Below are 20,885 nucleotides of genomic sequence, written 5' to 3' on the forward strand. Positions count from 1 at the left end.
CAGGTAACGCCTATGAATATTTCCGGAAATAACCTGCCTGTGATGTCTGGTACTGGTGGAAGTGGTGAGGTTTACAGCGCTTCTTTAGCCAAAAAACAGCAGCAAGCAGAAGGAAGAGCGGCACTTGCTTTGATTGAAGCCGCTGGGAGTAGTGCTGCAGCACAAAGTCCCGCAAAATCAACCACAGCAAGTTTGGGTAACAATATCAACGTTTACGTATAACACGGTTATACGATTTTATTGCTTACTCTAGCTGTAAATCAATCGGTGTCTTGCTTGTTTTGCCACCGATTTCTCTTACCAATTTAGGTACTAAAAAGCCTGGCAACTCGGCGAGCATGCCAGCCATCAGCGTTTGTGCCTGTGCCGTTGAAATATCAAAATGGCTCGCCCCTTCCACTTTGTCCAATAGATGCAAGTAATACGGCAAAATGTCAGCATCAAAGAGTGCTTCACTTAAAGCGATTTGAGCTTCGATTGTATCGTTAATATCTTTCAATAATACCGCTTGGTTAAGCAAGGTGACGTTAGATTGCTTTAGCGTACGCATAGTTTGTGTGAATACCTCATCAATTTCATTGGCATGGTTAATGTGATTCACCAAAATGATTTTTAAACGGCTTGCAGCTAAACGGGCGCAGAGTGTGTCTGTGATTCTTGATGGCATAACCACTGGTAAGCGGCTGTGAATTCTCAAACGTTTTAACTGCGTCAATGGTTCAAGCTGATCAAGCAGCCAAGCGATGGCATCATCTTTGGCCATCAGCGGGTCTCCACCACTCAAAATCACTTCATTGATGTGCGGGTTTTGTTTGATGTAATCAACAACATCGAGCAAGGCACGCTTATTTAGTTGATTTTCTTGATAGGGGAAATGACGTCGAAAACAGTAGCGGCAATTGACAGCACAACCCGTTTTGAGCATCACGAGCACACGAGAGCGGTACTTGTGTAACAAACCCGGTTGTGCACTTTGTTGTTCTTGTAATGGGTCTTTGTTAAAACCTGCTTTGGCTAAAAACTCTTGATGTACAGGCATTACCTGGCGTAACAAAGGATCGTTTGGATCGCCATAACGCATTTTTTTGATAAAGGCCTGTGGCACGCGTACGGGAAATAAACGTCTTGCTTCAAGGTCTTTTGTGTCAAAATGGTCGCTCAAACCCAACATATTGAGTAAAGTTTTTGGACAAGTGACAACATTTGCCAATTCTTTTTGCCAGTTACTATGCAAATTTACTTCATTTGTTTGTATCATTAGCAGGTTTATTACTCGATAAAAGATGATTAGAGGATACGATGGCGAATTATAGCACCAACGAGTTCAAGGGCGGCTTAAAAATTATGTTAGATGGCGAACCTTGTGCCATCTTAGAAAATGAAATGGTTAAACCGGGTAAAGGTCAGGCTTTTAACCGTGTTAAGATCCGCAAATTGATCTCTGGTAAAGTGTTAGAGAAAACCTTTAAGTCTGGCGATTCAGTAGAAGGCGCAGATGTAATGGATACGGATTTAGCATACCTATACACAGACGGTGAGTTCTGGCACTTCATGAACAACGATACGTTTGAGCAAATCGCAGCGGATGAGAAAGCGGTAGGTGACAATGTAAAATGGTTAGTTGAAAACGACGTATGTACCATCACTTTGTGGAATGGAAACCCAATTGCAGTAACACCACCTAACTTTGTGGAGCTTGAGATCACAGAAACTGATCCTGGCCTTAAAGGCGACACAGCGGGTACTGGCGGTAAACCAGCAACGTTGAGCACTGGTGCTGTGGTACGCGTGCCATTATTCGTTCAAATTGGCGAAGTGATCCGTGTTGATACACGCTCAGGCGAATACGTGAGCCGTGTAAAATAATACACATGTATGTGCTCACGGGTTGGGCAGTATCATTGAAAATCCCAGCTTAGCGCTGGGATTTTTGTTTGAGCAGTATTTTATTTTTCAAGAGAACTATCATGTCAGAGCAACTTTGGGCACCGAGCGCCTGTATTGAGACACTACAACAGCGGGCAAAAATCTTGGCAAAGATCCGTGCTTTTTTCGCGCAGCGTGAAGTGATGGAAGTCGAAACTCCCAGTTTATGTTCAGCCAGTGTCACCGATGTGCACCTAGCGAGTTTTAAAACACGCTTTGTTGGGCCGGGTAATCAAGGTGGATTGGATCTATACCTACAGACATCTCCTGAATTTGCAATGAAACGCCTGCTCGCTGCGGGCAGTGGTGCGATATATCAGCTTGCAAAGGCTTTTCGAAACGAAGAGTGTGGTCGTCATCACAACCCGGAATTTACTATGCTGGAATGGTATCGTCCCGGGTTTGATGAGTTTGCTTTAATGGATGAAATTGAACAGTTGATGCAAGCGCTGTTAGCGTGTCCGCCTTGCACGCGGATCTCTTATCAACAAGTCTTTTTAGATGTACTTAGTATTGATCCCCTTACAGCCAGACTTGAAGAACTCAAAGTCGTGGCGAGTAACTATGGCTATGAAGATATAGCCCGTGAAGAAACGAATCGAGACACCTTATTACAACTACTATTTTGTATGCAAATAGAGCCTAAAATCGGTCTAGAAGCGCCTTGTTTTGTATATCATTTTCCCGCATCCCAAGCAGCCTTGGCGCAGCTAAATCAAGACGATCCTCGTGTTGCAGGGCGATTTGAGTTGTACTTTAAAGGGATGGAGTTAGCGAATGGGTTTAACGAGCTAACAGACGCCAAAGAACAAGCACAGCGTTTTGCTGATGATAACGCTTTACGTACTGAAATGGGATTAAACCCAGTTGAAGTCGATAGGCTATTTTTGGGCGCATTAGCGCATGGTTTACCCGCTTGTTCGGGGGTTGCGCTTGGCGTGGACAGGCTGATCATGTTAGCACTTGATAAAAAGAAAATATCTGAAGTGATTGCTTTTGATGTGACGCGAGCTTAATGCTCGCGTCTTTTGACTTACACAAAGCGCTGTAATTCTTTTTGTGTGGTTTCGGTTAGTTGTTGTGCCTTTTGACAGTCATGCAGTGCCGCATCAATTTGTGTTTTCGCTTGTTGAGCCAGCGTCACAATTTGTTGTACTGCTTCGTGCGTATGCGCTTGCGTGGACTCCAACTGATGCACCGCACTGGCGATTTGCTCTAGCTGGGCTTGATTACGCTCAAAATCGTGACTCATATCAGCAAAGCCTTGTGATGTTTTACTGATAGCCTGCTCTGCGGATTCTGAATGACTGATCAGTTGTTCGGACTCACGATGAGTCTCGCCAACCAAGGTGTTCATTTGATTGATAAAGTCACTGATCTGTCGAGTGGCGTCATTCACCTTGACCGATAGACTACGTACTTCGTCTGCTACCACGGCAAAGCCTCGACCTGCCTCACCTGCTCGGGCAGCCTCAATAGCCGCGTTTAATGCCAACAAGTTTGTTTGGTCGGAAAACTCTTCCACCATTTTTAGTATGCTGCGGATGTTTTCGCTGTTTTCTTTTAATCCTGAGACGGTTGTTGAGAAGTTGCCCAGAAGTACGGTGATTTGCTTAACCTCGTCAACCAGAGTGCTTAATGATTGCGATGAGCCGCGAACAAAGTGCAAACTTTCCGTATTCGCTTGGTATACCTGATCGGTATTGACCACAATACTTTGCAAGCTGTGGGTGACTTGGTCGCTGGCAGCAATAATGGAGTCACTCATATTGATTTGTTCAGCACCGAAATCGGCCGTTTGTTGCATGGAGTGTGTGACTTGGTAGTTGCTGGTTGCTGCTGTTTGCGCACCTTCATAGGTGTTAGCTAACAGCTGGCGTAAGTGTTTAGTAAAGGTATTGTACTGTTCACTCAGTTCCCTAAATTCGTCATAAGTGAACTTTGGTAAAGTGGCATTGAGGTTACCATCTTGGCGATTCGCTTGTTGCAAGCTATCGCGCATGGCTCTGACCGGCCTGACGATTAAAAAACGCATATAAAACAGCGTGAATACAAAGCCTGCGATGGCCCCAAGTGCCATTAGCCAAAATAGCGCCATGCTCGCATTATTTGCGTCAAGCTCGTTATATAACCAAACAAGCGTGATCACTTGAAAAGAAAACACGAAACTCAAATTACCGAAGATTTTCCGCGATAGCGTATAAAAAAAGCTTTGTTCTATTTGGTTGTATAAGCGCATGTAAAGACTCGTTGTTGGCTTTTGGTTATCCATGTTTGTCCTCTTGAAAGACGCTGCATCCTTGACAAGACCACATATCGAGTTGCAACAGGTAAAAACATAAATACTTCTTTAATCAATAATATATGCTAAGAACGGGATAAAATCATTCTTGCATAGCATGGAAAGTTGCTAAAAATGCCATCCACACCCAATGCTTGCATATCTTCAATATCTTGTTGTTTATCGACCGTATAAACAAAAACCTTTAATCCGCGCTGTTTTGCATCATTTACAAATTGATGATTTATAAAGTTTTTATCAATATGAATACTGTACGCATGTAAACGCTGTGCAAACTCCGCATAGTGTAGTGGGATAGAGGCTGTCAGCGCACCAATTTTTACCCATGGCATGTTCTGTTTTAGCCAGACCAGTTGGTGATGATCGAATGAGGATACGAGCAGCTGTTCGCGCTGAATTTTGTTTTGTTGTACGTTTCGCTCAATGGTAGCGACAAACTGATCGAGCCCAAAAGTATGTTTGAGCTCAAGGTTGATTAGGGTTTGTGTGCCAATCTCATCAAATACTTGCTGTAAATTGGGGATGATTTCACCATGACCGGCATCTAATGCTTGAATGTCTTGTAAGCTGGTTTGGTTTACTTTACCTGAGCCATTGGTGGTTCTGTCGAGCCAAGTGTCGTGCACGATGGCATAGTCATCGGCACAGCTTTGCACATCTAGCTCAATTCCATCAACATCTGCTTGTAAAGCAGCGCGAATAGCACTCAGAGTATTTTCAGGGTAATTACCGCTGGCACCTCGATGCGCGAATACTAGCATGGGGCTTTTTCCTTGTGATAGACCAAGTTTCAAAACAAGCTGCACTGATGACCAGTGTGCCACCCACTAAAGTCATTAAATTAGGTTTTTCTGCCAACAGCATAATGGCCAACAGCGTCCCATACAAGGGTTGTAAACAAGAAATTAACCCGGCGGTCGTTGCCGATAAATGCTTTAAACTACTGGCGAATAATGCATGAGGGATAGCGGTAAATACGGCTCCTGCCAACAAGATATAATAGATATCTTGTTCTGGCAGCTGTGATGGCGGTACTTCAACAAACAGCGCAAGCATAACGCAGGCTGTGAGCGTTTGATAAAACATGGTGTGGGGGCCGCTATAGCTCGAAAAGTACTGCTTTTGTAGTAAATTACGCAATGAAAACAGTGCGCCAGAAAATATTCCCGTTACCACGCCTAAAGTGACCTGATTACCCAAATTTGCTTCTGGAATAAGTAGGTAAATGCCAAACAAAACAACCACAGCACTGACAATATCTTTACTTTTAATCTTGTGTTTGGTGAATAGTGGTTCTAGAAAAACGGTGATGACAGGGTAGGTGAAGAACGCGATTATCCCCGTGGCAATTCCCGCCATTTGCATGCCTGCGAAATAAGTTACCCAGTGTAAGGCAACCACCACGCCGAGCATCACCGCGATAAAATAATCTTTAGTTTGCTGCAAACGTAACCGCTTACCTGTCAGTTTAAGTAGACCCGCTAATACGACAAAAGCGACGGCGGTACGATATACGGTAATATCTAACGCGCTTAAATTGATAAGTTTTGAAAACAGTGCGGTACCACCAAAAAGCAATACAGCAATGTGGAGGTACAAAAGGGAGGTTTGTTCAGCTCGCATGGGTTACTTTATTATCGTTTTTGAGAATGCCAGTGTAGCATGTTGACATTTGTCACTGAAACAATCGCCTTAAAATCATTAAGCTATTTACATTAATTCAATGGAATAAGTCGTTATGCAAACTTTCGCTTATCAGAATACCCATTTCTTGCTGCACAAAGAGCAAAAAATGGGTATGTGGGCGCTGATATTCTCTTTATTTTACTTTTTCCCCATGTTGCTGAAATGGGATGGTGTGAATTCGCTCGACGCGGCAATGCAGTGCAGTGTATATCTACTCTTTATTTTGCTTTATATGGCTGCGCTATTTTCTCAGGGGATCAAGCTCACTGCGATTTTACTGATAATGATGTTGATATGTGGTGCTGGCACAATGCTGACTTATGGCACGCATTCTTTGTTGGGATATGTTGGCTTTTTTTGTGGTTTAAGTTATCGCGCTTTCCATGGCGTCATAATGATGGGGGTACTTATGGTTGCGACCCTCTTGGCAGGATATTTTTTTGCCAGTGGGCAGCTTTTTTACTTTTGTTTACCTGCATTCATTATAGGCTGGGGGCTATTTGCTTTAGGCACTATCGCAAGGAGGGAGCAGCTCCACCTACGTAGACATCAACAAGATCAACAACAAATTGAGCAGTTAGCGGCCATTGCTGAACGCGAGCGAATCGCAAGAGATTTACATGACCTATTAGGGCATTCTCTATCATCCATTGCTTTAAAAGCAGAGTTAGCCAGTAAGTTGCACCAAGTCGCGCAGCCAGAGCACGCAATCAAAGAGTCATTAGAGGTTGCCGAATTAGCGCGAAGTTTATTAAGCGAAGTACGCCAAGCTGTTTCTGGGCTAAACCAAATAGGTTTGGAAGCACAGATCAATTCACTTCAGCAAAGTTTACTACAGGCGGGCTTTATGGTTGAGATAGAGAACGATAAGCCTATATTAAGTGCGCAACAAGAAAGTGCTCTGTGCTATATGGCTAAAGAGGCCGTAACTAATATATTGCGTCATAGCCGAGCTAAACTGGTGACAATTTCACTGTTACAAAATGGCAGAGACATTACTTTTAAAGTGAAAGATAACGGTAAAGTTGATGAGCTCGAGTATGGTAATGGGCTTAATGGTATTAAAGATCGCGCTTTGCAATTGGGCGCAAAGCTCAAAATTGAAATTGAAAGAGGCGTAAGAATCCAGCTAACAATGGAGCAAAGTGTGTGATTAGGGTCATGGTAGTGGAAGATCAGGCGTTGGTCAGGGGCGCCATTTCGACGTTATTAAATTTAGAAGCGGATGTTACCGTTGTCGCACAAGCGACAGATGGTGTGGATGCTGTTGCTCAACTTGCGAAAGTTGAAGTCGATATTGTGTTAACTGATATTGAAATGCCTCATAAATCGGGGCTTGATCTTGCTGAAGATATCAATCGTTTATATCCGAACATTTTGACGGTGATCATGACCACTTTTTCTAAAGCTGGGTACATTCAACGGGCAATGGCATCGAATGTGAAAGGCTTTGTGCTCAAAGAGGCGCCTGTCAGCTATTTAGTTTCTGCCTTAGAGCAAGTTATGCAGGGTGAGGTTGTGATTGAGCCAGAGCTTGCATCTCTTGCAAGCAGCGAACAGAATCCACTGACCGAAAGAGAGCGCATAGCTTTAAGCTTAGCGGGGGATGGGCTGAGTAATAAAGAAATAGCAGCCCGCTTATATCTCAGTGATGGAACGGTGAGAAATTATTTGTCTGAGGCAATCGCCAAGTTACAGGCAAGTAATCGAGTAGATGCAGCGCGCATAGCCAAACAGAAAGGTTGGTTATAACCCCCAATTTGATGAGAAGAGCTGTGCTATCTAGGGCGTGTTGATCTTTGAGGTATGATTTTTGTTCAAATCAAAGGCTTTCAATACCAGAAATGCGCTATGACACATAGTGAACTATGCGAGTAGCGCATGACGCCGTAGTGGAAGCCTTTGGTTGAACCCGTAGGGCAGCGTCATTCGGTCATTTTTTCTGCGTTATCGCCTGACTTACATAGAATAACTATGCGACGCAGGCTCTGCCTTGCCAAAATAACCGAATGACTGCTGCAAAAACACACAGCAAAGATCAACACGCCCTAGAGGTAAATAAAACTTTCACTCTGGGTAGCTGTCTCATTATCGGGTTTTGGGTTAAAATAACAACATAACTCAATTAACAAGCTAGTGAATGTCAAAACAGGATCCTTATCTCAGTCGAGAACAAGACAAATACGAAAACCCAGTACCCAGTCGCGAATTTATTTTAGAGCATATTAAAACTGCCGACAAAGCGACCTCTTTTAGTCAACTCTGTAATAGTCTCAATGTGTTAGATGATGAACGTCAGGTGGCGTTTAAGCGTCGTTTACGCGCTATGGAGCGTGATGGACAACTGCATTTTAATAAATTCAAACGCTATGTGATCCCAACAGATGATGGTTTGGTTAAAGGCCGGGTAATTGGTCATCGAGATGGTTTTGGCTTTTTAGCGGTTGAAGGTGAGCCGAAAGATTGGTTTATCGCCAAGCACCAAATGAATGGGGTGCTACACGGGGATATTGTACTGGCCAAAGCAGCTAGCCGAGGCTCGGGTGGCAAAGTTGAAGCCCGCATTGTACGCGTGTTAGAAAATGAGCGCGCCCCGCTGGTTGGACGCTATTTTGTCGAGTACGGTACGGCTGTTGTGGTGCCAGAAGACCCGCGTATCACCCAAGATATTATCATTTTGCCGGGCAGTGAAAATGGCGCCCGCCATAATCAAATGGTGCAAGTGCAGATCACGCAAAGCCCAAGTCGACACATGAATGCGGTTGGCAGAGTGACCGAAGTGTTGGGTGAACACATGGCGCCAGGCATGGAAATTGAGGTTGCGCTACGCAATCATGATATTCCGCATATTTGGCCAGAAGCGGTGCTTGAACAGGTATCTCGTCATGGCGAAGAAGTAGAAGACGCCGATAAGCAAGGGCGTGTTGATTTACGTGATTTACCGTTAGTAACCATAGATGGTGAAGATGCGAGAGATTTTGATGATGCGGTGTTCTGTGAGCGCAAAAAGTCGGGAGGCTGGCGCTTATGGGTTGCTATCGCCGATGTATCTCATTATGTGCCAAAAGGCAGTCCGTTAGATAGAGAAGCGATTGAACGTGGTAACTCAGTGTACTTTCCCGAGCAAGTGATCCCCATGTTGCCTAAGGTGTTGTCAAATGGCTTGTGCTCATTAAACCCGCAAGTTGATCGCTTGTGTATGGTGGCTGAAATGACGGTGTCGGAAGCGGGCCGCTTATCGGGTTATCGTTTTTACGAAGCGGTGATGAACTCCCATGCGCGTTTGACTTACACCAAAGTACACGCCATTTTGCAAGGCGATGAGCAGCTACGCGAGCAGTATAGTGAACTGGTACCGCACTTAACTGATTTACAGCAAATGTACATGGCGCTTAAGTCTGCAAGACAAACTCGTGGTGCCATTGAATTTGAAACGGTTGAAACACGTTTTGTGTTTAATGCCCACCGCAAGATTGAATCGATTGTACCGTTGGTGCGTAACGATGCCCATAAACTCATTGAAGAGTGTATGATCTTAGCCAATGTGTCTGCGGCTAAGTTACTTGAAAAGCATGAAGCCAGTGCCTTGTATCGAGTTCATGATGAACCAGATCAAGAAAAGCTTAGCCATTTTAGACAGTTTTTAAACGACTTGGGGATTGAGAGCTTATTGCCAAACGACCCATCACCTCTCGAACTGACAGCGGCGCTTAATTCACTGGGCGAGCGACCGGAGCAAGAACTCATTCAAACCATGCTGCTGCGCTCAATGAAACAAGCGGTTTATCAGCCTGATAACATTGGTCACTATGGCTTAGCACTGAATGCTTATGCACACTTTACGTCGCCAATACGTCGTTACCCAGATTTAGTGGTACATAGAGCGATCAAAGGCATTTTAAATACCCAAGGTCAGAAGACATCGGGTGGTTATGTGTATGACACTGACGAAGTTGACCAATTGGGTGAGCAGTGTTCGACAACCGAGCGTCGTGCTGATGATGCCACCAGAGAAGTTGCCGATTGGCTCAAGTGTGAGTTTATGCAAGATCATGTGGGTGATGAGTTCTCTGGTGTGGTTTCATCGGTCACGAACTTTGGTTTATTTGTACGTTTAGATGACTTACAAATTGATGGCATGATTCATATTTCTAGCCTTGGTCAGGAGTATTTCCATTTTGATGGTGCTAAGCACTGCTTGATAGGCGAGCATAGTCGTCAGATATATCGTTTAGGCGATAAACTTAAAGTGGTGGTTGCTTCTGTGAGCTTGGACGAGCGACGTATTAATCTTGCCATGGCGGGTGAGCAGTTACCAGATAGGTACGCAAGGCGTCGCAACAAGTCGTTCAAAGCGGAGCCAAAGGCTGCGCCGCAAAGTGTTCGTGCCCAATTAAAAGCGGGCAAAATCCCCGGTAAAAAAGAGGGCGAACGCGGAGAAAATATAGAAGAACACAAGCCTAAGAAAAAAGGCAAAACCACCACCCCGAAAGGTAAATTGAAAAAAGCCAAAAAAGCGGGGACTGGGGCTGGTAAAGGTCCAGCAAAGACAAAAGCAAAGGGCAAAAAAGCCAAGGTAAAGCGACTTGGCAAAAATGCCCGAAAACGCAACAAAAGTAGCTCTGGAGCACAATAACAGTGAGTAATGAATTAATTTTTGGATTTCATAGTATCGAAGCCATTTTGGCGAAAGAGCCTGAGCGCTTCTTAGAAATTTATGCGCTAAAAGGTCGTGAAGATAAACGCTTGAATCCGGTGATCAATGAAGCTCGCAAATTTGGTATTTCGGTGCAGTTTATGCAGCGTAAGGCGCTGGATAGCAAAGCCAATGGTGAGCAGCACCAGGGTATTATTGCTAACGTGAAAGCGGCCAGAACTTACAACGAACGTGATTTGGACGAGATCTTAGCGCGCGAAACTACTCCGTTCTTTTTAGTGTTAGATGGCGTCACCGATCCACATAACTTGGGCGCTTGTTTACGTAGTGCGGATGCAGCCGGTGTGCATGCTGTGATTGTGCCTAAAGACAAGTCTGCTAAGCTCAACGGTACAGCGCGCAAAGTAGCCTGTGGCGCTGCTGAAACGGTACCGCTTATTCAGGTCACTAACCTTGCGCGCACATTACGTGATATTAAAGAAGCGGGTGTTTGGGTTGCAGGTACGGCGGGTGAGACAGATACCGGGATATTCGATGCAAGCCTGACAGGACCGATGGCGATTGTAATGGGGGCCGAAGGCGACGGTATGCGTCGCTTAACACGTGAACATTGTGATGTACTGGTGAAAATCCCGATGGTTGGCACGGTGTCGAGTTTGAACGTGTCGGTGGCAACGGGTATTTGCTTGTTTGAGGTGTTGCGTCAGCGTAGTGCGTTGTAAGCCAGCTATCCAATCATTTAGATTTATAAAGCGCAGCAGAGTCTGCGCTTTTTTGTTTGTTGCTCTAAACTTAGGTTGTTTAGTGGTCAGTACCTAAAATAGCCTCTAGCTCGGCCAGGTTTTGCACGGTATAGGTTGGGTGAATATCGCCGGGGCGCGTTTTCCCGGGATGCTGTAACCAGCAACTATCTATGCCAAAGTTATTGGCACCTAAAATATCACTGCTTGGCGTGTCACCGACCATCAACACTTTGCTTTTGTCAGGATTACCCAGCAAGGACAAAGTATGCGCGAAAATGTATGGATCAGGTTTTGCGGTGCCAACCAATTCAGAGATCACTAAACAGTCAAAACAATCCTGCAAACCCGTGTGAGCTAGGCGCTTTTCTTGCAGTGCAGCAAAACCATTGGTGATGATGCCAAGGGTGGCCTTGCCTTTTAAATGCGCCAATAGTTCGCGAGTGCCGGGGAGCGGTTCACAAATGCTGGCCATCGATTCTAAAAAGCCTGCATTTAAGGTGCTAGCAGGGACTTGCAAACGTTCTGCCCATTTGGCAAAGCGGGTAACTTGTAGCGTTTGTGCGTCAATGCGGCCCGCTTGATAATCAAGCCACAGCGGGGCATTGACTTGTTGATATTCGTAATGATCTTGCTCAGTAAATTCAACGCCATACTGGGCGAACAGAGTTTTTAATCCTAAATAGGCATTAAAGCTGAATAAGGTTTCATCAGCATCAAATAAAATGTGGCTATACTTCATCGCTAACTTTCTGTTTGGTAAATAAGTGCGGGTGTAAAAAAGGCGCCATTGCTAAGGTAAGCGCTTGCGTGTAGGTGCTCTCTCGAGTCGCGACGTGATTGGTTAATAAACCAATTGCACCACCCTTTTGCTTGATGTTCGTGGTGTTAAAAGCACGGTCCATAACTGGGCCGAGCTCTTCACCTGCGATGAGTGCATCATACAAATGTTGTGGCAGCGGTAAATTGCTACTGCGATTAACGCTGGTGTAATTGTCATCGGCTATCACCACATACGCAAAGGTGGCAGGACCATAGCTAAATTGGTGAGCCCCCCCTTCCATTGCGCAGTAAAAATCAGCTTGATGATGTGTTTGTAGGTACTTAACGCGGTTTTGTGCGCCAATGCGGGTTTCATCTTCACCCAGTGGTTGATCTGGTACGCCACTTGGCGCGTGTAAGCCTTGGCAATCGATGTGGTGCTGAGGAAAGTAGCGCTCCATGACGCTTTTTGCTGCACTGACTTTAACTGGGTTTTGTGACCCAACCAGTACTTTTAAACTCTGTTTTGTTGCCATGGTGATGCTCCCTACTTCGGCAAAAATAAGGCAGTCAGTTTAATTTGCCAGCGTAGGGCAAGCAAGTTAAATCACCTTCGATTAAATGGGCAAGTCAACCGGAGCCATATTTTCCAGTGCACGCTTTTTTATAAGTAAATCTTTAATAAGCGGAGTGAGGACTAATTCCATTGCTAGGCCCATTTTTCCACCAGGCACCACAAGGGTGTTCATGCGCGACATAAAGCTGCCATCGATCATTTGTAGATAATATGGAAAATCAACATCTTCAATGCCCCTAAAGCGGATCACCACAAAGCTTTCATCCAATGACGGAATATCTTTGGCGCTAAATGGGTTGGAAGTATCGACGGTTGGGACTCGCTGGAAGTTGATATGGGTGCGAGAAAACTGCGGCGTAATGTGATTAATATAATCGTCCATGCTGCGTACAATTGAGCTCATGACAGCTTCTCTGGAGTGTCCGCGTTCATTGGTGTCACGGATTAGTTTTTGGATCCACTCGAGGTTGATAATGGGCACCATGCCTATCAGTAAATCGACATGCTTAGCAACATCGTGTTCCTCAGTTACCACACCGCCATGCAGGCCTTCATAAAATAGTACATCGGTATTGGGCTCAAGGTCTTGATAGGGCGTAAATGTTCCGGGGAGTTGATTGTAGGGCACCGCGTCATCAAAAGTGTGTAGGTAACGTCGGATCTTGCCATCGCCATGTTCGCCATAGCGACTAAATAACTCTTCTAGTGCTTTGAAATCATTTGCTTCTTGTCCAAAGTAGCTAATGTGCTTACCTTCTTGTAGAGCTTCACGTTTTAATTTGTCCATTTCAGGGCGCGTGTAACGATGAAAGCTATCGCCCTCAATAAAAGCTGCATTGGCACTGAGGCTACGGAATATATGCTTGATGGCATTCGTTGTGGTGGTTGTGCCAGCCCCTGAACTACCAGTAATCGCGATAATTGGGTGCTTTTGGGACATATTCAGGCCTCTGCGATGCAAGTAAACAATCAAAAAGTGTAAATCCGATGTTACCTGAAGGGAATTGAATAGCAAGTTTTGTGGTTTTTTACGCATCTGGGTATGATGAAAGAAAAAACAAGGATCATGATGAAAGCGTTTATTCCCACTTTGTTCTCTATATTGTCCGTTTCAACACTGCATGTTCAGGCGGCTATGCCTAAAAGCCAGATTTTTCTTGCAACAGAATCCGCTGATTCTATTAGGGTGATCCCGCTGACTGATGATAGTCGTTACCATAACCAACCCTTAGTAGATGAGCGAGGCGTTTACTTCACACAAGAAGTCTCTGACGGTGGGCAAAGCCAAACTGACTTGTTTTTTTATGAGTTTGATAGTGGCAAAAGCAGTAACTTGACCAATACTCCAGTCTCTGAGTTTTCACCAACTTTGTACCCATACGAGCAAGGTTTATCGAGTGTGGTGGTTGAGCCTGACGGAAAACAAAAGTTGTGGTTTTATCCGTTTGATAAGTCGTTGCCGGCAAAACGTATTTTTGATCATATCGAGCCTGTTGGTTATCACGCATGGGGAACACAACAAGATCTGATCATGTTTATTTTAGGCCAGCCACATACACTGCAATATACAGACTTAAATGGTCACTTGCCTAAAAAAGTGGCCAAAGAAATAGGGCGCACATTAGCCTATAATCCACAAAGAAAGGTGTATTCATTTACGCATAGCAAAGGGGAAGAGCAGTGGTTTGCGAGTTTTTCAAATAAAACTCAGCAAGTCACGGATCACTTTGTTATGCCTAAAGGGGTGCAAGATTATACGTGGTTAGACGACAAACATGTTGCGTATGCTATAGGAAATCGTATTTACATGCGTGATATTAATGCGCCTAAAACCGTATCTCAATGGCATAACTTAAGCCCATATTGCGATACCCATATTTCACGTTTGAGTTATCACAGTGGCAAATTGGCTTTTGTTTGCGATAAATCGTAAGTTGCACTGCAAAAGCTGAGAAAAGTTTCTTAAAATAGCGCGCAGACAAATAAATAGGGAAGCGATATGACAATACTTGTCACAGGTGGTGCAGGCTATATTGGCTCACACACCGTGTTAGAACTTTTAAAGCGCAGCGATGATCTTGTTGTGATTGATAACTTGAGCAATGCGTCAAAGGAGTCGCTCTCGCGGGTAAGTGAAATAACGGGTAAAGAAGTCGCTTTCCATCAAGGTGATATTCTTGATAAAGCATTTTTGGATGACATATTTTCGCGCTACGATATTAGCCAAGTGCTCCACTTTGCTGGACTCAAAGCCGTGGGTGAGTCGGTGCGCAAACCTATCGAGTATTATCAAGGAAACGTGCAAGGCACGCTCACCTTGCTTGATGCTATGCGCGATGCCAATGTATTTAAGCTGGTGTTCAGCTCATCAGCAACCGTGTATGGTGACCCTGCTAGTCTGCCTATTAAGGAAGACTTCCCAGTGGGTGGCACGACCAACCCCTACGGTAGCTCAAAATTGATGGTAGAAATGATGCTTCAAGATGTCGCCAAATCGGACGAGCGCTTTGCATTTGCCATTTTGCGTTACTTCAACCCAGTTGGTGCTCATGAATCGGGCCTTATTGGTGAAGACCCCAATGGTATTCCGAATAACTTATTGCCTTATATTTCTCAGGTTGCAGTGGCTAAGCTAGAACAGTTAGGCGTATTTGGTGATGATTACGATACCATTGATGGTACGGGTGTGCGTGACTATATTCATGTGGTTGATTTGGCGCTTGGTCATTTGAAGGCGCTCGATAAACTGGCCGATAATAACGGCACGCATATTTTTAACCTTGGTACTGGTAACGGTTATTCGGTGCTTGAAATGGTTAAAGCCTTTGAGAAAGCGTCTGGCAAACCTGTGCCTTACAAAGTGTTGCCACGTCGTGATGGCGATATTGCCGCTTGTTATGCGGCGCCAGACAAAGCAGAGCAAGAGCTTGGTTGGCAAGCAACGCGCGGTATTGACGTTATGATGGCAGATACGTGGCGTTGGCAAAGTAACAATCCAAATGGTTACAAAGCGTAATCGCTGAAGTTTAGAGAGTGGATAGCTATCCACTCTTTTTGTTTATGCCATGGCCAGCTCGCTGCGTGTGCCTAACCAGCGAGTGACCAGAGGTTCAACGACTTCGCTGTGTTCACGCATGAGCTTAATGGCTAAAGGCCTGACTTGATTCAATAGCGCTTTATCTCGATTCAAATCCGCTACCTTAAACTCTGCAAGCCCCGTTTGTTTTGTACCAAGTACTTCACCGGGCCCTCTTATTTCCAAATCGCGCTCGGCTATGACAAAGCCATCATTACTATCGCGTAGCACGCCTAAACGTTTTTGTGCTGTCACTGACAGCGGTGCATGATAAAGTAACAAACAATGGGAAGCGATGGCACCTCGACCCACTCGACCACGTAACTGGTGGAGTTGCGCGAGACCTAAACGCTCAGGGTTTTCGATGATGATCAAGCTGGCATTGGGTACATCTACACCGACTTCAATGACCGTTGTCGCAACTAATACATGAATATCCCCGTTTTTAAATGCACTCATGATTTGTTGTTTTTCCTGTGCCTTCATTCGCCCATGTACTAGGCCAATGGTGAGCTCTGGCAACTGCTCTTTAAGTTGTGCTGCAGCATCTTCCGCCGCTTGGCATTGCAGTACTTCTGATTCATCAATCAGTGTGCACACCCAGTACACTTGTCGTTTATCTTCCAAGCAAGCGCTTTTTACTCGACTGATCACTTGCTCGCGGCGGGTATCCGGTACAGCAACTGTGGTAATGGGCGTTCGCCCTGGTGGTAACTCGTCAATGACGGAGGTTTCCAAATCCGCGTAAGCGGTCATCGCGAGGGTGCGAGGTATTGGGGTGGCGGTCATCACCAATTGATGCGGATAGCAGCCATTAAATTGGCCCTTTTCCCTTAATGCTAAACGCTGGTGAACGCCAAATCGGTGCTGTTCATCAATGATGATCAAGGCAAGATTAAAAAATTCCACTTGTTGTTGAAACAGAGCATGGGTCCCCACCACCATTTGCGCTTTGCCACTGGCGATGTCTTCTAAAATGCGCGTTCGTTCTTTACCTTTGGTTTTGCCTCCAAGCCAAGCGACTTCAAGTCCGAGCGCTTGAAACCAATTACTAAAGTTGATGCCGTGTTGCTCGGAGAGTATTTCCGTAGGGGCCATCAACGCCACTTGATAACCTTTGGCAATAGCCGTGAGTGAGGCCAATGCAGCGACCAAAGTTTTACCGGATCCAACGTCTCCTTGAACTAAACGCATCATAGGATAGGGCTGTTGTAAGTCTTGTTTAATTTCTGCCACCACACGGCTTTGTGCATTGGTTGGTGCAAACGGCAAGTTCGCTAAAAACTCCGGTTCCAGGGTATTGTTAGGTGGTAATGGGACGGCTTTCACCGACTGGCCTTTTTGCCTTAGTTGTAGCAGACTTAAGTTCTGCGCCAGTAATTCTTCAAACGCCAGTCGTTGTTGGGCTGGGTGCTGACCTAATTCTAACTGAGATAAATCCACATCTTGCGGTGGCTTGTGCAGTTGTAACACAGCGTCTTTCAAACTCAAACCCGCTGGGCGAAATTGCTCAGGTAAGTATTCTTGCAATTGATATTTTTCAAGTAGCGCAAGCGCCTTGTTGGCAATGCTACGAATACTTAATTGTTTGAGCCCTTCCGTGGTCGGATAAACGGCGGTGAGGGTGGCTAATGCGGGGTCAATCGGCTCACTGTGGCAGTCACGAATACTGTATTCTGGGTGGGCCATTTCGAGACCAGCTTGACCTCGGCGCACTTCACCAAAGCAGCGGATGATCTTACCCGTTGCCATGGCATTTTTTTGTGCCGCGTTGAAATTAAAAAAGCGTAAGGTCAGTCTACCGGTGCCATCATTCACGTGGCAGATCAACATGCGTCGTTTACCAAAAGTGATCTGGCTATGTTCAATTTGTGCTTCAATGCTCACATGGCTGTGTGGCATTAGTTCCGCAATCGCATAGGTGCGGGCTCTATCTTCATAACGAAGAGGGAGGTGAAACAGCATGTCTTGCACGGTGGCAATACCGAGTTTGGCTAAACGATCAGCAACTTTTGGCCCTACGCCTTTGAGCTCGGTGATCGGGTAGTGAGATAAGCTGGGCGTTGACATACTGCTTCCTTGTTTAACTAATTTAAGTCGTTTTTTTAAACTTTAACGTATTCCAAAAAGTCTCGTCAGCCACAATTTCGCCATTTTCGTCTAAATCTGGGTAGGGTAGCCCCTTTTCAATACAACGGTTGGCGATGATTGGGTGGCAGCCTTCAAACAATAATGTATGTTTGGTTTTGGCGTCTAGCATATCGTTGCGATCGTACAAGCCTGCGGCTTGTCTTTGGCGCTGCGCTTCATACAAGATCAAAGCGGCAGCAACCGATACATTTAACGACTGCACCATGCCTTCCATTGGAATAACAATGTGCTTATCGGCGTGCGCCAGTGCTTTATCTGATATGCCCAAACGCTCTTGGCCAACAATGATGGCGGTGGGTTTGGTGTAATCTATTTCACGATAGTCCACCGCTTCATCACTGAGGTTGGTTGCAAGCAATTGAATCCCTGGGTTTTGCTCGCGAATAGTGGCAACCGCAACGTCGATATCATCATGCATATGGGTTTCTACCCAGTTTTTACTACCACCTGAAGTGTTATTGGTTAAGCGGCGTTGCTCTTGTGGCCACACGGCATGAACATGATGACAGCCCACCGCATCAGCGGTGCGCACAATGGCCGATAAGTTATGATGTTTGTGTACTTCGTCTAAACATACGGTAAGGTCGGTTTGGCGTCTGTCTAATACTCGTTTTACACGATGAAAACGCGAATCTGTCATCTGTTACTGCTCATCTAATCAAAATTGCGGCGATTATACCCACTTATTGCACGATGCCCAAGTTAGGGAAGCACCTCTCGTGCAATGGGGTTTTGCAATGAGATAAGCGTTTCTGTGGATTGAATGGCTTCAATGGTTTGAATTTTGTTGATCAACACATCTTGAAGGTGGTCTATCGTACGGGCCATCACTTTGATAAATATGCTGTAATTTCCCGTTGTATAATACGCTTCCACCACTTCCTCAAACTCCTGCAACTGTGCAATGGTACTTGGGTAATCACGGGCATGCTTTAAGTTAACCCCGATAAAACAACAAACATCGTAGCCTAGCTTCTTCGCACTAATGGTCACCTTAGTGCCTTGAATGATCCCCGCTTGTTTCATTTTTTCAACACGCACATGAATGGTGCCTGCACTGACGGCAAATCTTTTCGCTAATTCGGCATACGGTGTGCGGGCATTGTCCATCAGCGCATGCAAAATGGATTTATCCAGATTGTCGATTTGATAATTTTCCATGGTTATTTTTATCCGGTATTAATGAATCAATAAAATATATAGGTAATTTTTAATTAAAAATAGAGTGAAGTGCTATTTTTGTTGATGGTTGTTGTAATTAGCGTGTTTTTTGTTGACGATAGATTTAAGCCAACAAGCAAAGTGGCAAACAAATTATAAAATTCACTGGGAATGAGGTCCTAATTATGCAGAGCACATATCGTCAAACACAGCAGCAGATCAGCCGTGTAAAACAAGTATTTTCACAACAACTAGAAAGCCAATTGGGCTTAATTGAAGTACAAGCACCGATTTTGGCCAAAGTTGGTGATGGCATTCAAGATAACTTAAGTGGCACTGAAAAGGCTGTATCTGTTCAGGTGAAAACGCTACCTGATGCACAGTTTGAAGTGGTGCACTCATTAGCAAAATGGAAACGTAAAACACTCGGTGACTATGGGTTCGCAGTCGGAGAGGGCTTGTATACACACATGAAAGCGCTACGCCCTGATGAAGAAAAACTCTCTCCCGTGCATTCAGTGTATGTTGATCAATGGGATTGGGAAAAAATCATCTGTAGCGAATCAGAGCGCTCTCTAAGTGCTTTAAAACAAACGGTTGAAAAGTTGTATGAAGCGATAAAAGCAACACAACAGGTGGCTGCCGACGAGTTTGGTTTAACCGCATTCTTACCAGAGAAAATCACTTTTGTGCACAGTGAAGAACTACGCCAAATGTATCCTGACTTTACAGCCAAGCAACGTGAAAAAGCCATAGCGCAAGAGTATGGCGCGGTGTTCTTAATTGGTATCGGCGGTGAACTGGGTGATGGCAAAATTCATGATGTACGTGCGCCAGACTACGACGATTGGTCAACGCCCACCTGCGATAAATATCAAGGTCTGAACGGTGACATTTTAGTGTGGAACCCGGTATTAGAAGACGCCTTTGAGATCTCCTCTATGGGTATTCGTGTTTGCCCTGACTCACTACAAAGACAGCTTAAAATCACCGAGGATGAAGACCGCTTGGCCCACGACTGGCACCAGCAATTATTGGCAGGTGAAATGCCACAAACCATTGGCGGCGGCATTGGCCAGTCTCGTTTAGTGATGCTGTTATTGCAAAAAGCACATATCGCGCAAGTTCAAGTGGGCGTGTGGAGTGACGAGTTAAAAGCGCAAGTGAGCGATGTGCTGCGTTAAGTAAAGATCAAGTTGTTGTAAAATGAGTAGCAAAGCGGCACCACATGTTTGTGGTGCCGCTTTTTTTGTTTGCTATGTTGGTATTACATAGCCTATTTTTTTGAGAGTAATCGGTAGGTTAATAACTTCTCTCATTGAGCATATGGCTGACCAGTGGAGTACTGGCAAGCTCACCCAGTTCAACATCATCACCTACATCAAATCCAGCCATTGCTTGATGGAGAAGTTGTAGTGAGGTGTCTAATTGATCGGACGACACTAGCTCATTGTTATTTTGTATTATATCGAGTTCAATCTGAGTCAAATCAAGCGCCGTGCCATCGGCCATTTCGATACGTTCAATCTTGTAGCTTTGACTGCCGCCATAGTAGCTTTCGAGGGTCAGCGTTTCGCCTGTCGAAGCCAACGTTAAGATCAAGTCACTGCCGTGTCGCGACCACGTCATATCGTCCAGTGTGACACTGCTATCTAGCACCAGTGTGTCGATGTGCTCTGAGTCATAGCGGTCACGGGTGTCAAAATCACGAATGATATCGTTACCGAGGCCCTGTCCCCAGTGGTAGGTATCGTTCCCTTGTCCGCCGGATAGCGTGTCATTACCGAGGCCGCCATGTAGTGTGTCGTTGCCACTACTTCCGTTGAGCTTATCATCACCAGCTAAAC

Annotated in this window: 21 protein-coding genes; 10 read left to right on the forward strand and 11 right to left on the reverse strand. The window is 45.1% G+C overall.

Features of this window, described 5'->3' with window-relative positions:
* Positions 1–12 precede the first annotated feature (12 nt).
* Positions 13–222, forward strand: coding sequence for a hypothetical protein (locus ACW689_RS10360; RefSeq protein ID WP_476290996.1), 210 nt, complete (start codon positions 13–15; stop codon positions 220–222).
* A 22-nt stretch (positions 223–244) separates the two neighbouring features.
* On the opposite strand, the gene epmB is transcribed toward ACW689_RS10360, so the two are convergent.
* Positions 245–1,258 carry an EF-P beta-lysylation protein EpmB gene (gene epmB, locus ACW689_RS10365; RefSeq protein WP_476290998.1) on the reverse strand — a complete coding sequence of 338 codons (1,014 nt, stop codon included), beginning with the start codon at positions 1,256–1,258 and terminating at the stop codon, positions 245–247.
* A 41-nt stretch (positions 1,259–1,299) separates the two neighbouring features.
* Here epmB and efp point away from each other — a divergent pair, with 41 nt between their 5' ends.
* Together efp and epmA are read left to right on the forward strand one after the other, a co-directional pair.
* Positions 1,300–1,866 (forward strand): elongation factor P, encoded by a 567-nt coding sequence (efp, locus tag ACW689_RS10370; protein ID WP_476291000.1) that lies wholly within the window; start codon positions 1,300–1,302, stop codon positions 1,864–1,866.
* Positions 1,867–1,967: 101 nt separating this feature from the next.
* On the forward strand, positions 1,968–2,942 hold the full coding sequence (gene epmA / locus ACW689_RS10375; protein ID WP_476291002.1) for an elongation factor P--(R)-beta-lysine ligase: 975 nt from the start codon (positions 1,968–1,970) through the stop codon (positions 2,940–2,942).
* 17 nt (positions 2,943–2,959) lie between these two features.
* On the opposite strand, the gene ACW689_RS10380 is transcribed toward epmA, so the two are convergent.
* The 3 genes from ACW689_RS10380 to ACW689_RS10390 all read right to left on the reverse strand — a co-directional run bounded on the left by ACW689_RS10380 (position 2,960) and on the right by ACW689_RS10390 (position 5,851).
* On the reverse strand, positions 2,960–4,165 hold the full coding sequence (locus ACW689_RS10380; RefSeq protein WP_476291046.1) for a methyl-accepting chemotaxis protein: 1,206 nt from the start codon (positions 4,163–4,165) through the stop codon (positions 2,960–2,962).
* Positions 4,166–4,293: 128 nt separating this feature from the next.
* A complete protein-coding gene (locus tag ACW689_RS10385; protein ID WP_476291004.1) occupies positions 4,294–4,989 on the reverse strand; it encodes a glycerophosphodiester phosphodiesterase in 696 nt (231 codons plus the stop codon).
* Positions 4,955–5,851 (reverse strand): DMT family transporter, encoded by an 897-nt coding sequence (locus ACW689_RS10390; protein ID WP_476291006.1) that lies wholly within the window; start codon positions 5,849–5,851, stop codon positions 4,955–4,957. Before ACW689_RS10390 ends, ACW689_RS10385 begins: the two co-directional genes overlap by 35 nt.
* Positions 5,852–5,966: 115 nt before the next feature.
* On the opposite strand from ACW689_RS10390, the gene ACW689_RS10395 reads away from it, so the two are divergent.
* From ACW689_RS10395 to rlmB, 4 genes are all read left to right on the forward strand, one after another.
* On the forward strand, positions 5,967–7,067 hold the full coding sequence (locus tag ACW689_RS10395) for a sensor histidine kinase (RefSeq protein ID WP_476291008.1): 1,101 nt from the start codon (positions 5,967–5,969) through the stop codon (positions 7,065–7,067).
* Positions 7,064–7,666, forward strand: a complete 603-nt coding sequence (locus tag ACW689_RS10400) for a response regulator transcription factor (RefSeq protein ID WP_476291010.1) — start codon at positions 7,064–7,066, stop codon at positions 7,664–7,666. Before ACW689_RS10395 ends, ACW689_RS10400 begins: the two co-directional genes overlap by 4 nt.
* A 388-nt stretch (positions 7,667–8,054) precedes the next feature.
* Complete coding sequence (gene rnr, locus ACW689_RS10405; protein WP_476291012.1) at positions 8,055–10,550, forward strand: ribonuclease R; 2,496 nt, start codon at positions 8,055–8,057, stop codon at positions 10,548–10,550.
* A 2-nt stretch (positions 10,551–10,552) separates the two neighbouring features.
* Complete coding sequence (gene rlmB, locus ACW689_RS10410) at positions 10,553–11,293, forward strand: 23S rRNA (guanosine(2251)-2'-O)-methyltransferase RlmB (protein ID WP_476291014.1); 741 nt, start codon at positions 10,553–10,555, stop codon at positions 11,291–11,293.
* Between the two features lie 79 nt (positions 11,294–11,372).
* On the opposite strand, the gene yjjG is transcribed toward rlmB, so the two are convergent.
* The 3 genes from yjjG to ACW689_RS10425 form a co-directional block, all read right to left on the reverse strand.
* Positions 11,373–12,053 carry a pyrimidine 5'-nucleotidase gene (gene yjjG / locus ACW689_RS10415; protein ID WP_476291016.1) on the reverse strand — a complete coding sequence of 227 codons (681 nt, stop codon included), beginning with the start codon at positions 12,051–12,053 and terminating at the stop codon, positions 11,373–11,375.
* Positions 12,043–12,609: an inosine/xanthosine triphosphatase gene (gene yjjX, locus ACW689_RS10420; protein ID WP_476291018.1), complete on the reverse strand. Its 567-nt coding sequence runs from the start codon at positions 12,607–12,609 to the stop codon at positions 12,043–12,045. Before yjjX ends, yjjG begins: the two co-directional genes overlap by 11 nt.
* Before the next feature lie 81 nt (positions 12,610–12,690).
* Positions 12,691–13,590, reverse strand: coding sequence for a phosphoribulokinase (locus tag ACW689_RS10425; protein WP_476291020.1), 900 nt, complete (start codon positions 13,588–13,590; stop codon positions 12,691–12,693).
* A 102-nt stretch (positions 13,591–13,692) separates the two neighbouring features.
* On the opposite strand from ACW689_RS10425, the gene ACW689_RS10430 reads away from it, so the two are divergent.
* Together ACW689_RS10430 and galE are read left to right on the forward strand one after the other, a co-directional pair.
* Positions 13,693–14,583, forward strand: a complete 891-nt coding sequence (locus ACW689_RS10430) for a hypothetical protein (RefSeq protein ID WP_476291022.1) — start codon at positions 13,693–13,695, stop codon at positions 14,581–14,583.
* A gap of 66 nt (positions 14,584–14,649) precedes the next feature.
* Positions 14,650–15,666 (forward strand): UDP-glucose 4-epimerase GalE, encoded by a 1,017-nt coding sequence (gene galE / locus ACW689_RS10435; RefSeq protein ID WP_476291024.1) that lies wholly within the window; start codon positions 14,650–14,652, stop codon positions 15,664–15,666.
* 42 nt (positions 15,667–15,708) lie between these two features.
* On the opposite strand, the gene recG is transcribed toward galE, so the two are convergent.
* The 3 genes from recG to asnC all read right to left on the reverse strand — a co-directional run bounded on the left by recG (position 15,709) and on the right by asnC (position 19,038).
* The gene (gene recG / locus ACW689_RS10440) at positions 15,709–17,796 is read right to left on the reverse strand and encodes an ATP-dependent DNA helicase RecG (RefSeq protein ID WP_476291026.1); all 2,088 of its coding nucleotides are present in this window, start codon (positions 17,794–17,796) and stop codon (positions 15,709–15,711) included.
* A 22-nt stretch (positions 17,797–17,818) separates the two neighbouring features.
* Positions 17,819–18,517: a tRNA (guanosine(18)-2'-O)-methyltransferase TrmH gene (trmH, locus tag ACW689_RS10445; protein ID WP_476291028.1), complete on the reverse strand. Its 699-nt coding sequence runs from the start codon at positions 18,515–18,517 to the stop codon at positions 17,819–17,821.
* Between the two features lie 62 nt (positions 18,518–18,579).
* On the reverse strand, positions 18,580–19,038 hold the full coding sequence (gene asnC / locus ACW689_RS10450) for a transcriptional regulator AsnC (protein WP_152087173.1): 459 nt from the start codon (positions 19,036–19,038) through the stop codon (positions 18,580–18,582).
* A gap of 185 nt (positions 19,039–19,223) precedes the next feature.
* Here asnC and asnA point away from each other — a divergent pair, with 185 nt between their 5' ends.
* Entirely contained in the window at positions 19,224–20,222 is a 999-nt protein-coding gene (gene asnA, locus ACW689_RS10455) for an aspartate--ammonia ligase (RefSeq protein WP_476291030.1), read from the forward strand.
* Between the two features lie 118 nt (positions 20,223–20,340).
* Here asnA and ACW689_RS10460 read toward each other — a convergent pair.
* Positions 20,341–20,885: calcium-binding protein (locus tag ACW689_RS10460; RefSeq protein ID WP_476291032.1), on the reverse strand; the 545-nt coding region annotated here is incomplete at its 5' end.

The sequence above is a fragment of the Pseudoalteromonas sp. ABE4_541 genome, from assembly GCF_056312285.1.

Excerpts from the sequence above, each read along its gene's own strand:
- ACW689_RS10430 (WP_476291022.1), top strand. The coding sequence starts at position 13,693 with ATGATGAAAGAAAAAACAAGGATCATGATGAAAGCGTTTATTCCCACT.
- yjjG (WP_476291016.1), bottom strand. The coding sequence starts at position 12,053 with ATGAAGTATAGCCACATTTTATTTGATGCTGATGAAACCTTATTCAGC.
- rnr (WP_476291012.1), top strand. The coding sequence starts at position 8,055 with ATGTCAAAACAGGATCCTTATCTCAGTCGAGAACAAGACAAATACGAA.
- epmA (WP_476291002.1), top strand. The coding sequence starts at position 1,968 with ATGTCAGAGCAACTTTGGGCACCGAGCGCCTGTATTGAGACACTACAA.
- ACW689_RS10360 (WP_476290996.1), top strand. The coding sequence starts at position 13 with ATGAATATTTCCGGAAATAACCTGCCTGTGATGTCTGGTACTGGTGGA.
- ACW689_RS10380 (WP_476291046.1), bottom strand. The coding sequence starts at position 4,165 with ATGCGCTTATACAACCAAATAGAACAAAGCTTTTTTTATACGCTATCG.
- ACW689_RS10425 (WP_476291020.1), bottom strand. The coding sequence starts at position 13,590 with ATGTCCCAAAAGCACCCAATTATCGCGATTACTGGTAGTTCAGGGGCT.
- efp (WP_476291000.1), top strand. The coding sequence starts at position 1,300 with ATGGCGAATTATAGCACCAACGAGTTCAAGGGCGGCTTAAAAATTATG.
- asnA (WP_476291030.1), top strand. The coding sequence starts at position 19,224 with ATGCAGAGCACATATCGTCAAACACAGCAGCAGATCAGCCGTGTAAAA.
- ACW689_RS10390 (WP_476291006.1), bottom strand. The coding sequence starts at position 5,851 with ATGCGAGCTGAACAAACCTCCCTTTTGTACCTCCACATTGCTGTATTG.
- ACW689_RS10385 (WP_476291004.1), bottom strand. The coding sequence starts at position 4,989 with ATGCTAGTATTCGCGCATCGAGGTGCCAGCGGTAATTACCCTGAAAAT.
- yjjX (WP_476291018.1), bottom strand. The coding sequence starts at position 12,609 with ATGGCAACAAAACAGAGTTTAAAAGTACTGGTTGGGTCACAAAACCCA.
- asnC (WP_152087173.1), bottom strand. The coding sequence starts at position 19,038 with ATGGAAAATTATCAAATCGACAATCTGGATAAATCCATTTTGCATGCG.
- ACW689_RS10395 (WP_476291008.1), top strand. The coding sequence starts at position 5,967 with ATGCAAACTTTCGCTTATCAGAATACCCATTTCTTGCTGCACAAAGAG.
- epmB (WP_476290998.1), bottom strand. The coding sequence starts at position 1,258 with ATGATACAAACAAATGAAGTAAATTTGCATAGTAACTGGCAAAAAGAA.
- recG (WP_476291026.1), bottom strand. The coding sequence starts at position 17,796 with ATGTCAACGCCCAGCTTATCTCACTACCCGATCACCGAGCTCAAAGGC.
- galE (WP_476291024.1), top strand. The coding sequence starts at position 14,650 with ATGACAATACTTGTCACAGGTGGTGCAGGCTATATTGGCTCACACACC.
- trmH (WP_476291028.1), bottom strand. The coding sequence starts at position 18,517 with ATGACAGATTCGCGTTTTCATCGTGTAAAACGAGTATTAGACAGACGC.